The 12,231-nt window shown below is 72.3% G+C and carries 10 protein-coding genes; 2 read left to right on the forward strand and 8 right to left on the reverse strand.

Features of this window, described 5'->3' with window-relative positions; translation table 11 throughout:
• Nucleotides 1-182: 182 nt before the first annotated feature.
• Nucleotides 183-3,143, reverse strand: coding sequence for a translation initiation factor IF-2 N-terminal domain-containing protein (locus ACIQMJ_RS25200; protein WP_499763439.1), 2,961 nt, complete (start codon nt 3,141-3,143; stop codon nt 183-185).
• A 192-nt stretch (nt 3,144-3,335) separates the two neighbouring features.
• Nucleotides 3,336-4,079 (reverse strand): TIGR03936 family radical SAM-associated protein, encoded by a 744-nt coding sequence (locus ACIQMJ_RS25205; RefSeq protein ID WP_499763440.1) that lies wholly within the window; start codon nt 4,077-4,079, stop codon nt 3,336-3,338.
• Between the two features lie 261 nt (nt 4,080-4,340).
• Between ACIQMJ_RS25205 and ACIQMJ_RS25210 the strand changes: the two genes are divergently transcribed.
• Nucleotides 4,341-5,822: a S8 family peptidase gene (locus tag ACIQMJ_RS25210; RefSeq protein ID WP_499763441.1), complete on the forward strand. Its 1,482-nt coding sequence runs from the start codon at nt 4,341-4,343 to the stop codon at nt 5,820-5,822.
• A gap of 46 nt (nt 5,823-5,868) precedes the next feature.
• Here ACIQMJ_RS25210 and ACIQMJ_RS25215 read toward each other — a convergent pair whose 3' ends face one another.
• From ACIQMJ_RS25215 to ACIQMJ_RS25235, 5 genes are read right to left on the reverse strand one after another with little or no spacing between them, the layout of a single operon-like run.
• Nucleotides 5,869-7,833 (reverse strand): TIGR03960 family B12-binding radical SAM protein, encoded by a 1,965-nt coding sequence (locus ACIQMJ_RS25215; RefSeq protein WP_499763442.1) that lies wholly within the window; start codon nt 7,831-7,833, stop codon nt 5,869-5,871.
• 32 nt (nt 7,834-7,865) lie between these two features.
• Nucleotides 7,866-8,276: a DoxX family protein gene (locus tag ACIQMJ_RS25220; protein ID WP_499763443.1), complete on the reverse strand. Its 411-nt coding sequence runs from the start codon at nt 8,274-8,276 to the stop codon at nt 7,866-7,868.
• Between the two features lie 42 nt (nt 8,277-8,318).
• Nucleotides 8,319-9,173, reverse strand: a complete 855-nt coding sequence (locus tag ACIQMJ_RS25225; protein ID WP_499763444.1) for an ABC transporter permease — start codon at nt 9,171-9,173, stop codon at nt 8,319-8,321.
• Entirely contained in the window at nt 9,170-9,958 is a 789-nt protein-coding gene (locus tag ACIQMJ_RS25230) for an ABC transporter permease (RefSeq protein WP_499763445.1), read from the reverse strand. The genes ACIQMJ_RS25225 and ACIQMJ_RS25230 overlap by 4 nt, the downstream gene beginning before the upstream one ends.
• A gap of 1 nt (nt 9,959) precedes the next feature.
• Entirely contained in the window at nt 9,960-10,880 is a 921-nt protein-coding gene (locus ACIQMJ_RS25235; RefSeq protein WP_499763446.1) for an ABC transporter ATP-binding protein, read from the reverse strand.
• 56 nt (nt 10,881-10,936) lie between these two features.
• On the opposite strand from ACIQMJ_RS25235, the gene ACIQMJ_RS25240 reads away from it, so the two are divergent.
• Complete coding sequence (locus tag ACIQMJ_RS25240; protein ID WP_499763447.1) at nt 10,937-11,530, forward strand: GNAT family N-acetyltransferase; 594 nt, start codon at nt 10,937-10,939, stop codon at nt 11,528-11,530.
• Between the two features lie 240 nt (nt 11,531-11,770).
• Here ACIQMJ_RS25240 and ndk read toward each other — a convergent pair whose 3' ends face one another.
• A complete protein-coding gene (gene ndk / locus ACIQMJ_RS25245) occupies nt 11,771-12,181 on the reverse strand; it encodes a nucleoside-diphosphate kinase (RefSeq protein ID WP_387488890.1) in 411 nt (136 codons plus the stop codon).
• Between the last annotated feature and the right edge of the window lie 50 nt (nt 12,182-12,231).

Raw genomic sequence — 12,231 nt, forward strand, 5'->3', positions numbered from 1 at the left:
CGACAGGGCCCACCGGATGGCGGGCCGCGTATCAGGTTACGTGGCGGTGCACGGCGTGGTCAAACCGGGGTCGGTGAACCGCGTTCGCCCTGGTCAGCGCCGTTGCGCCGAATTAGGCCCGGACACACCGAACCGCTGCTCGGCCAGGCCGGGCAGCGGTTCGGGTGTGCGACATCCCCGGGTCAGCTCTCCTTGACGCCGTCCAGCGGCGGGCCGGCGGGCCGGGAGGCGGCACGGCGGGCCGTGCGGCGACGCGTGGTCACCGCGGGCGCGCTCGGCTCGACGTGGCCGTTGACCGGCTGCTCGGTGACCTGGGCGGGCGGCACGACGCTCGTCCGGGTGACGGGCGGGGTCTCCACCGGCGCCACCGCGACGGGCGGGGTGACGGGCTCGGGCACCATGGCGGGCTTGGTCACCCGCCGGCGGGTGCGGCCGGTCGTGACGGGCGCGTCGGCGGGTGCCGACGGGGCCTCGGCGGGCTGCTCCGCGGCCTCCGCGGCGACCGGCGCGGGAGCGTCCTGCCCGGTGACCGGCTGCTCGGCGACGGGCTGCTCGGCGACCGGCCTCTCGACGACGGGCGGCGCGGCGACGGGCTGCTCGGCGACAGGCTGCTCAGGAGCGGCCTGCTCGACCACCGGCTGCTCGACCTCGGGCTGCTCGGGGGCCGTCGACGGCACGGCCTCCTCGTCGCCGTGCTTGACGACGGCACCGGCCTCGCGGCGGGCCCGGCGGCGCTGGCGGCGGTCGCGCTTCGGGGTCTCCGGCGCGGCCTCCTCCTCCACCACGGCGGACACCGGCTCGACCGAAGTCGACTGCTCGGCGATCGCCTCGGGCTCCTCGGTCGGCTCCACGGTCTGCTCGGCCACCGGCTCCGGCACGTCCGCGTGCTTGGCGCGGCGCGACTTGCGGCTACTCCCCTGCTGCTGTTGCTGCTGGGACTGGCCACCGCCGTTGCCGTTGCCGTTGCCGTGCGAGTGCATGGACTCGGTCGTCACGACCAGGCCACGCCCGCGGCAGTGCTCGCAGGTGGTGGAGAACGCCTCCAGCAGGCCCGTGCCGACCCGCTTGCGGGTCATCTGCACCAGGCCCAGCGACGTCACCTCCGCCACCTGGTGGCGGGTGCGGTCGCGGCCGAGGCACTCGGTCAGCCGGCGCAGCACCAGGTCGCGGTTCGACTCCAGCACCATGTCGATGAAGTCGATCACGATGATGCCGCCGATGTCGCGCAACCGGAGCTGGCGGACGATCTCCTCGGCCGCCTCCAGGTTGTTCCGGGTCACCGTCTCTTCGAGGTTTCCACCCGATCCGGTGAACTTGCCGGTGTTGACGTCGATGACCGTCATCGCCTCGGTGCGGTCGATGACCAGGTAGCCGCCCGACGGCAGCCAGACCTTGCGGTCCAGCGCCTTGAGCAGCTGCTCGTCGATGCGGTACTCGGTGAACGCGTCGCTGTTGCCCACGTGCTTGCGCAGCCGTTCCTGGAGGTCCGGCGCGACGTGCCGCACGTAGCCGTCGATGGTCTCCCAGGCGTCGGAGCCCTGGACGACGAGCGTGGAGAAGTCCTCGGTGAACAGGTCGCGCACGACCTTCACCAGCAGGTCCGGCTCTTCGTACAGCAGCTGCGGTGCCTGCGCCTTGGGCGCGTCGGCCTTCTCCTTGATGACCTGCCACTGCGCCTGGAGGCGGGTGACGTCGCGGGCCAGCTCCTCCTCGGCGATGCCCTCCGAGGCGGTGCGGATGATGACGCCCGCGTCCTCGGGGACGACGCGCTTGAGGATGTCCTTGAGGCGCTTGCGCTCGTTGTCGGGCAGCTTGCGGCTGATGCCGGTCGCGCCACCACCGGGCACGTAGACCAGGAAGCGGCCGGGCAGGCTGATCTGGGTGGTCAGCCGGGCGCCCTTGTGGCCCACCGGGTCCTTGGTGACCTGCACGAGCACGCTGTCACCGGTCGACAGGGCCTGCTCGATCTTGCGGGCCTTGCCCTCCAGGCCGGCCGCGTCCCAGTCGACCTCGCCCGCGTACAGCACCGCGTTGCGGCCGCGGCCGATGTCGATGAACGCCGCCTCCATCGAGGGCAGCACGTTCTGCACCCGGCCGAGGTAGACGTTGCCGACCAGCGAACCGCTGCCCGACGAGGTCACGAAGTGCTCGACCAGGACGCCGTCCTCCAGCACGCCGATCTGCGTGCGGTCGCCGCGCTCGCGCACCACCATCGTGCGCTCCACGGCCTCGCGGCGGGCCAGGAACTCGGCCTCGGACAGCACGGGGGCGCGGCGGCGACCGGCCTCGCGGCCGTCACGGCGGCGCTGGCGCTTGGCCTCCAGCCGGGTCGACCCGCGGACGCTGCGCACCTCGCTCTGCGCGGCCTCGGAGTCGGCCTTGTCGTCACGGGCGTCACGAGCGGGCTCGCGGACGTGGACGACCGTGTTCGGCGGGTCGTCCTCGCTCGGCGCGGCCTCTTCCTCGGCGCCGGTCTTGCGGCGGCGGCGACGCCGGCGGCGACGGCTGCCCGCGCCCTCCTCGTCGGCCGACGCCTCGTCGGCGGGCTCGGCCTCGGCCTCGGCGGCCTCGGCCTGCTCCTCGCCGTGCTCGTCGTCGCCGTTGTCCTCGCCGACGCCCTTGCCGCGACCGCGACCACGCCGACCACGACGGCGGCGGCGGCGGCCTTCGCCCTCGTCGCCGGCGTCGTCGGCGGCTGCGTGCTCGTCGGTGTCGTCCTCGACGTCGTCGAGGTCGTCGTCCCGGCTGACCGGGGCGTCCTTGAGCGGCTGGGCCTTGACCACCGGGGTCGGCGGCAGGAACACCGCGGACGGCGGGGCGAACAGCGGCACCAGCGGCGCGACCTCGCGGGCCACCGCCACCGGTTCCTCGGTCTGCTCGTCCACCTCACCGGTGACGATGTCGTCCCAGCCCAGCAGGCTCTCGGCGACCTTGAGCGCGAGGTCTCGGCTCACGCTCGACTGCGCGCCCTTCACCGTCTCGCCCAGGTCGGCGAGGGCGGCCACCACGTCCTTGCTGCTCGCGCCGAGCAGCTTGGCCAGCGCGTGCACCCGCAGCTTGGCGGGCAGATCCGCCAGATCGGGGTGTGCGGATGTGGCGTTACCCCCGCCGGCGGCGCCGGCAGGCTTTTCCGTGTTCGACAATGCAGCTCCTCCGCCCCCGGGCGCGTCCCAACCGACGCGGCCGCGCAGGGGCCTCTCTTGTCCACTCACCGCCGCGGCTGGCGGCGGGAATCCTTGCCTCGCGCTGTGGCGCCCACCCGTGGGGCACGCGGCACAGCAGGTCCCGATACTGCTACGACGACGCCGTCAGCGACGCTGACGTTCACCGCCCGGTCAGACCTCCGCCGCCCTGTCCAGGGCAAGCGGGTCGACCAGGCCGCCTTCGTCGTCCAGCCGCCCCTGCGCCATCCGGGTCGCCTTCGCGGGGACCGGCGGAACCAGGTCGGCGACGACTCGGAGCGCACTCAGCACGTCGTCGGGCCTCACGGTAGGGGTTGTCTGCCGTACGACCGTCATGAGTATCCCACACGGCTGTGACAAATCTCGTGCATCGTGTCCGGCGTCGCTCGAATGCGCCCCCGCCGCGGGCCCCACCTCGGCCGACACGATGGCCGGCCGCACGTCCACGATCTTCTTCCCGTCCTTGGTCAGGCGCTCGACCTGCACGGATTCCGCCGCCATCAGCGCGGTCACCGCTTCGGTCAGCTCTTCGGGCGACACGCCGGGGAGCTCGACCCGCCACGAGCTGGCCTCGATCCGCTCGGGCAGCGTGCCGCCGGCGGACTGGACGACCTCCAGCACGTCGAGACCGGGCGGCAGCACGGCGTCGAGCGCGGTCCGCAGCGCGTCCGGGTCGACCCGGTCCACGACGGACACCTCCACGTACTCGGCCTCGCTCGCCACGCCCGTGGGCGCCGCACCCACCCATGACACCTTCGGGTGAGGGCTGAAGCCCTGGGAATAAGCCATCGGAACGCCCGCACGACGCAGCGCGCGCTCGAACGTGCGCGCGATGTCACGATGTGACGTGAACCGCAGCCGACCGCGTTTGGCGTAGCGCAGTCGGAGCTTCTGCACAGGTGCGGCCGACGGGTTGGGCTGCTGCTGGCGGCTCAGAGCTACTCCCCTTGGGTGCCTGGTGGCCCGTGACGGGGTCGAGCACCCCAACGGTCCACGCTCCTACTCCACGAGGACGGTACCTTGGACCTGTTCGGCACCGTTGCGCTTGTCTGCTCCGCCGGGTCTGGCTACGGTCCGGCAGCAGCAGTCCGATCGACGGCTCGCCCCGACGTCGGACCGACGGCTCCCCCGTCACCGGTCCAGCCCTGGAGGTCCCCCGTGCCTCTGCACCGCCGCGTCCAAGCGGTCGCGGTCAGCGCGGCGCTGCTCGCGACCGGCTGCTTCTCGGCGACCGCCACCGCGGCCGAGACCGCCGGCGCCGCTCCCGCGGTCGACTGCGTCCAGCCGGGTCCGACGCTGCGCTACCTGGTCGTGTTCGACCCGGGCACCAGCGCTCCGCTGGCCGACGCCCAGATCGCCGCCGCGTGCGGCACGACCGCGCACTACTACCCGCAGATCGCCGTGGCCGTGGCCGTCTCGCCCGATCCCCGGTTCGGGCGGCGCATCGGCGCGCACCGGGCGTACAGCGCGCAGGCCGACGGCCTGTCCAAGCTCAACGGCGCGCCGGCCCGGCAGACGAAGAAGGACGACGAGGTCACCGCGGCCCGTCCCGCGGACGGCACGGCGGACCGCACGGCCGAGCAGTGGGACATGGACCTGATCCGGGCGGCCGAGGCGCACGCCGTCAGCACCGGCAGCCGTGACGTGGTGGTGGGCGTGCTCGACTCGGGCATCGACCCGACCCACCCCGACCTGGTCGGCGCGCTGGACCCGGCGCTGTCGGCCGGCTGCACGACCGGCGTGGCCGACCCGTCCCCCGCCGCGTGGGCGCCGACGACGTCCGGGCACGGCACGCACGTGGCGGGCACGATCGCGGCGGCCGACGACGGCCGCGGCACGACGGGCGTGGCGCCGGGCGTGCGGATCGCGTCGGTGAAGGTCGTGGACGACGCCGGGTTCATCTACCCCGAGTACGCGGTGTGCGGGTTCATGTGGGCCGCCGAACGGGGCATGACCATCACCAACAACAGCTACTTCATCGACCCGTGGGTGTTCACCTGCCAGGACGAGCAGGGCCAGTCCGTGGTCTACGAGGCGGTCCGGCGGGCCGTCGAGCACGCGTCCGGGCGCGGCGTGCTGACGGTGGCGGCGACGGGCAACGCGGCGGCCGACCTGACCAAGCCGGGCCGGGACGCGATGAGCCCGACCAACGCCGCGCCGGAGGACGTCAAGCCGCGGCCGGTGGACAGCACGTGCCTGGTGCTGCCGGCGCAGTTGCGCAACGTCGTGGCGGTGTCGTCGGTGGGTGCGGACCGGGTGAAGGCCGGGTACAGCTCCTACGGGCTGGGCGCGGTGGACGTGGCCGCGCCGGGCGGCGACCGCAGGCAGGCGCCGGACGACGGGCAGGGCGGCTGCGTGCTGTCGACCGTGCCGGCCGCCGGGTACGACTACTCCTGCGGCACGTCGATGGCCGCGCCGCACGTGTCCGGGGTGGCGGCGCTGCTGGCGTCCACGCACCCCGGCGCGTCCGCGACGGACCTGTCGAAGATGCTCAACGGGCAGGCGGAGACGTTGCCGTGCCCGGCGGACTACGACCTCAACGGCACGGGCGTGCAGGACGCGTTCTGCACGGGCCACTCGGAGTACAACGGCTTCTACGGCCACGGCCTGGTGGACGCGCTGGCCGCCGTCCAGGAGTAGGTCGCGGGCGACGGCCTCCCCGTGCGAGGAGGCCGCCCGCGAGCCGTCAGCCCTGGGTCAACGCCGGGTTGCGCACCGGGGAGCCCTTGCCGACCGGCGAGATCGGCAGCAGCGTCCGGCCGGTGGGCCCGACCTCGATGTCCGTTCCCATGGCCGGGCACACACCGCAGTCGAAGCACGGGGTCCAGCGGCAGTCGTCCTGCTCGCGCTCGTCCAAGGCGTCCTGCCAGTCCGCCCAGAGCCACTCCTTGTCCAGGCCCGAGTCCAGGTGGTCCCAGGGCAGGACTTCCAGCTCCTCGCGCTCCCGCGTGGTGAACCACGCCAGGTCCACGCCCAACGGGGTCAGCTCCGCCTCCGCGGCCTGGACCCAGCGGTCGTAGGAGAAGTGCTCGGACCAGCCGTCGAACCGGCCGCCCTCGCGCCACACCCGTTCGATCACCAGGCCGATGCGCCGGTCGCCGCGCGAGAGCAGACCTTCGATCAGGGACGGCTTGCCGTCGTGGTAGCGCATGCCGATGTTGCGGCCCAGCGCGCGGTCGGAGTTCACCGCGTCGCGCAATTTGCGCAGCCGGTCGTCCACCGTGTCCGGGTCGCACTGCGCGGCCCACTGGAACGGGGTGTGCGGCTTGGGCACGAACCCACCGATGGAGATCGTGCAGCGGATGTCCTTGCGGCCGGAGACCTCGCGACCCGCGCGGATGACGTTCTTGGCCATCTCCGCGATCTGGAGCACGTCGTCGTCGGTCTCGGTGGGCAGCCCGCACATGAAGTACAGCTTCACCTGCCGCCAGCCCGCGCCGAACGCGGCGCTGACCGTGCGGATCAGGTCCTCCTCCGACACCATCTTGTTGATCACGCGGCGGAGTCGCTCGCTGCCACCCTCGGGGGCGAACGTGAGGCCCGAGCGGCGGCCGTTGCGGGACAGCTCGTTGGCCAGGTCGATGTTGAACGCGTCCACCCGCGTCGACGGCAGCGACAGGCCGGTGTTCGTGCCCTCGTAGCGGTCGGCGAGACCCTTGGTGATCTCGGCGATCTCCGAGTGGTCCGCGCTGGACAGCGACAGCAGGCCGACCTCCTCGAAGCCGGTCGCCTCCAGGCCGCGCTGCACCATCGCGCCGATGCCCTCGATGGACCGCTCGCGCACCGGACGGGTGATCATGCCCGCCTGGCAGAACCGGCAGCCGCGCGTGCAGCCGCGGAAGATCTCCACGCTCATCCGCTCGTGCACGCTCTCCGCGAGCGGCACCAGCGGCTGCTTCGGGTACGGCCACGCGTCGAGGTCCATCGTGGTCCGCTTGAACACCCGGTACGGCACGCGCTCGCGGTTGGGCACCACCCGCTGGATGCGGCCGTCGGGCAGGTACTCGACGTCGTAGAACCGGGGCACGTACACGCCGCCGGTCTCGGCGAGCCTGGTCAGGACCTCGTCCCGGCCGCCGGGGCGGCCCTCGGCCTTCCAGGCGCGGACGATGTCGGTGATCTCCAGGACGGCTTCCTCGCCGTCGCCCAGGACGGCCGCGTCGACGAACGGCGAGATCGGCTCCGGGTTGAACGCCGCGTGCCCGCCCGCCACCACGATCGGGTGGTCCTCGGTGCGGTCGGCGGCGTGGATCGGGACGCCGGCCAGGTCGAGCGCGTTGAGCAGGTTCGTGTAGCCCAGCTCGGTCGCGAAGCTGACCCCGAGCAGGTCGAACGCGCCGACCGGCCGGTGGCTGTCGACGGTGAACTGCGGCACGCCGTGCTCGCGCATCAGCTTCTCGAGGTCGGGCCACACCGCGTAGGTCCGCTCGGCCAGCACGTCCGGCTGCTCGTTGAGGACCTCGTAGAGGATCATGACGCCCTGGTTGGGCAGGCCCACCTCGTAGGCGTCCGGGTACATCAGCGCCCACCGCACCGCGGCGGCGTCCCAGTCCTTCACGGTGGCGTTGAGTTCCCCGCCGACGTACTGCACCGGCTTGGACACCCTCGGCAGCAGGGGTTCCAGGGCGGGGAAAACCGACTCGACACTCACACCGACCAGGGTAACGGGAGTGCCAATGGGCATCAGAACAGCGGTCCGGTGATGGTGAGGCCCAGCTCGGAGCCCGGACCCGCGTACAGGCCGAAGAACATCAGCGCGCCACCCGCGAGGGCGATGTCCTTGTTGAACTGGATCATCTCCATCTGCTTGGCCTGAGCGTCGGTCTCCTTCCAGAAGTTGTGCATGAGGAACGCCGTGGGCAGCAGGAACAGCACCAGCAGCAGTGCGCCGAGGTCCGCCCACACGCCCAGGAGCACCATCAACCCGCCGATGACCATGAGCACGCCGCTGCCGAACGTGGCGGCTTTCGCCGACGGGACGCCCTTGGACGCGGCGTAGCCCGCCATGGCCGCGGTCTGGGTGAGGTGGCCCATCGCCGAGCCGAAGAACAGGAACACGAACAGGATGCGGCCGATGAGTACGACGACGTCCACGACGACCTCCGGAGCTCGGGGTTCGTCCAGTGTTGGACCAGGTCAGGTCAGCAGCAACTTGCCGAGCCTGCGCGCGGCGACGACCACCCCGACGAGGGCCATCACGGCGAAGTACGCGACGTGCCCGAGCGCGCCCCAGCCGACGTAACCCGTGGTCAGGCCCCTCATCAGCTCGATCGCGTGGTACAGCGGCGTCCACTGCACGACCGCCTGCAACCAGCCCGGGTAGACCGACAGCGGGTAGAAGGTGGTCGAGAACAGGAACAGCGGCATCACGGCCAGCTGCACCAGGTCGAAGTCGTGCCACGAGCGCATGAACGTGGCCGCGGCCATGCCGACCGCCGCGAACGCCAGCGCGACCAGCAGGCACGCGGGCAGCGCCAGCAGCGCCCACGGCGAGCCGATCAGCCCGAACCCGGCCATGACCACGAGGAAGCCCGCCGAGTACAGGCCGCCGCGGATGAGGCACCACGCGGCCTCGCCGAGCGCGATGTCGACCGGGCCGAGCGGCGTGGCCAGCACGGCGTCGTAGGTCTTGGCGTACTTGAACTTGAAGAACAGGTTGAACGTGGCCTCGAACACCGCGCCGTTCATCGCCGAGGCGGCCAGCAGGGCGGGTGCGACGAACACCGCGTACGGCACGGGCCCGCCGGGGCCCTCCACGGTGGTGACGAGCTGCCCCAGGCCGTAGCCGAGGGAGAACAGGAAGAACAGCGGCTCGAAGAAGCCGGAGAACACCGACATCCAGGCGCGCCTGCTGACCAGGTACGAGCGTTCGACCAGCACGTGCGCGCGGCCCGCGTACAGGCCCGGCGGGACGACACGCAGCAGCAGGCCGGCGCCGCTGCGCGCCCGGACCGGCGTGGGCCGGTCCGCGGTGGAGGTCTCGTTGGTCATACGGCCAGCCTCCGGTGGAAGTAGCGGCGGCCCAGGGCCACGCCGAGCGCGACCAGGGCGGACAGGTAGGCGACGTGACCCAGCGCGGGCAGCAGGCCCAGGGTGCCGAACGTCGCCCCGCGGGTCAGCTCGATGCCGTGCCAGACGGGGGTGAGCCAGGCCAGCGGGTGGATCCAGCCGGGCAGTTGGCCCAGCGGGAAGAACGCGCCGGTGAACAGGGTCATCGGCATCAGCAGGAAGCGGAAGACGGCGTTGAACGAGTCCGGCTTCTCCCGGGTGGCGGCGAAGGCGACCACGGGCGCGCTGAACGCCATGCCGGCCAGCGTGGCGAACGGCACGGCCAGCAGCGCCGCCGGGCTGGTGATCGCGCCCATCGCCGCGGCGATGGCCAGGAACACGGCGGTGCCCGACGCCAGGCGCAGCGCGATCCACAGCAACTGGCCGTGCAGCACCTGCGCGGGCGTGATCGGGGTGGACACCATCGCCAGGTACGTGCGCTGCCACTTGAACGACGAGAACACCGCCCACGTCGACTCGAACATCGCGTTCTGCGCGGCGGTGATGACCAGCAGCGCGGGCGCCAGGTACACCAGGTACGGGTGGCCGCCGGTGGCCTCGCCCTGCTTCACCTGGGAGCCGAACCCGACGCCCATGGCCAGCAGGAACAGCACCGGTTGCAGGAAGTTCGAGATGACCGTGGCCCGCCAGTTGCGCCGGTACCAGGTCCAGTGGTGCTCCACAGCGATCAGGGCGGCCCGCCACGGGCCGACGACGTGCGCCTCCACCTCAGTCCACCAACGTCCGGCCGGTCAGGCGCAGGAACACGTCCTCCAACGTGCTGCGGCGCACCAGGCTGGACACCGGCCGCACGCCCCGCGCGTGGGCCGCCGCCAGGGCCGCCTCGCCGTCGGCGGTGTAGAGCAGCACCCGGTCGGGCAGCACCTCGACCCGTTCGGCCAGGTCGCGCACCTCCTCGGCGCTCTGCTCGCCCGGCGGGAAGCGCAGCTCCAGCACCTCCCGGGTCGAGTAGCGGCGGATCAGCTCCGACGGCGAGCCCTCGGCCGCGATCCGGCCGCCGTCCATCACGACCAGCCGGTCGCACAGCTGCTCGGCCTCGTCCATGTAGTGCGTGGTGATGATGAGCGTGACGCCGGACTGCTTGAGCCGGAACAGCCGGTCCCACAGCAGGTGGCGGGCCTGCGGGTCGAGGCCGGTGGTCGGCTCGTCGAGCAGCAGCAGCTCGGGGTCGTTGACCAGGGAGCGGGCGATCGTGAGGCGGCGCTTCATGCCGCCCGACAGCGGCTCCACCTCGGCTTCGGCGCGGTCGCTGAGCTGGGCGAACTCCATCAGCTCCACGGCGCGCTCGCGCACCGCCGCCCGGGACAGGCCGAAGTAGCGGCCGTAGACCTGGAGGTTCTGCCGGACGGTCAGCTCGGTGTCGAGGTTGTCCTGCTGCGGCACCACGCCGATGCGGGCGCGGATCCTCGGGCCGTCGGTGTCCGGGTCCATGCCCAGCACCCGCAGCTCGCCGCCGGTGCGCGGTGACACGCACGACACCATGCGCATGGTCGAGGACTTGCCCGCGCCGTTGGGGCCGAGGAAGCCGAACGCCTCGCCCTTGCTCACCTCGACGTCGATGCCCCGGACGGCCTCGAAGGAACCGAAGTGCTTGGTCAGGCCCTTGGCGTGGACGAGGGTGGAGGTCACGTTCGTCACGTTAGCGGCGAGGTCCGACATTCTCGGAACCGTTTTAGGGTGGCGCCGTGGAGATCGAGCTGGACTGGCCGGTGGCGGCCGACGAACGGCTTCGGGCCGAAGTGCACGAGGTGCTGCACGCCGTGGTGGCCGCCGGCGGTGCGATCGGCTGGACGTCGCCGCCGGGGCGCGCGGAGACCGACGCCTGGCTCGACGGCGTGCTCGCGTCGCCTTCGGACGGTGCGCTCGTCGTGGCGCGTGTGGACGGTGTGCTGCGCGGCACGGCGTCGTGGAAGCGGTCCGAGAGCCAGGTGTTCGAGCACATGGCCGAGGTGCGGCGGGTGACCTCCCACCCGGCGGCACGCGGGCTCGGGTTGGGCGCGCGGCTGTTGGGCGCGGTGGTCGAGCACGCGCGTGCGGCCGGGCTGGAGATGCTGACGCTCGGGGTGCGCGGCAACAACCACGGCGCGATCCAGTTGTACGAGAGCCTGGGCTTCCGCGAGTGGGGCCGCCTGCCGAACGTGATCGCGGTGGGCGACGTCCGGTTCGACGACGTGCGCATGTACCTGCCGCTGGGCCACCGCCCCGGCGTCGTCCTGCACGGCTCCGCGCCGGGCGGCCTGGGCTCCTCGCCGGCGCGCGCGACGGCCGGGCGGCGTTAGGTCAGGGCGGCGTTAGGTCAGGGCGGCGTCAGGTCAGGGCGGCGTTAGGTCAGGGCGGCCTCAGGTCAGGTTGGTCCGGGCCCAGCCCGAGGTCCCGCCGAGCGATGCCGCCGCGGTGGCGAGGTCGCCGGTCGCGACCGGTTGCTCCACTACGCCGTCGTAGCCCTCCAGACCTAGGTCACCGTTCGAACACTACGGCCCGGACCGCGCTGCGATCCGGGCCGTTCTCGTGCGCGTGCGTCAGACGTTCGGGAACCAGAGCTTGATCTCGCGCTCGGCCGACTCCGGCGAGTCCGAGCCGTGGACCAGGTTGAACTGGACCTCCAGGCCGAAGTCGCCGCGGATCGTGCCGGGGGTGGCCTTCTCGACCGGGTCGGTGCCGCCGGCCAGCTGGCGGAACGCGGAGATGGCGCGGGGGCCCTCCACGACCAGCGCGACCAGCGGGCCGCCGGTGATGAACTCGACCAGGTCGTTGTAGAAGCTCTTGCCGTCGTGCTCGGCGTAGTGCTGCTCGGCGGTCGCGCGGTCCACGACGCGCAGCTCCAGGGCGGCCAGCTTCAGGCCCTTGCGCTCGATGCGGGAGATGACCTCGCCGACCAGGCCGCGGCTGACGCCGTCGGGCTTGACCAGGACCAGGGTGCGCTCGCTCACGGCGGTCAGTACTCCTTCGTACGGGGTTGTGCAACTGGGGTGAAGGGTAG

Origin of the sequence: Actinosynnema sp. NPDC091369, from assembly GCF_044757065.1 — a bacterium.
GTDB lineage: Bacteria > Actinomycetota > Actinomycetes > Mycobacteriales > Pseudonocardiaceae > Actinosynnema.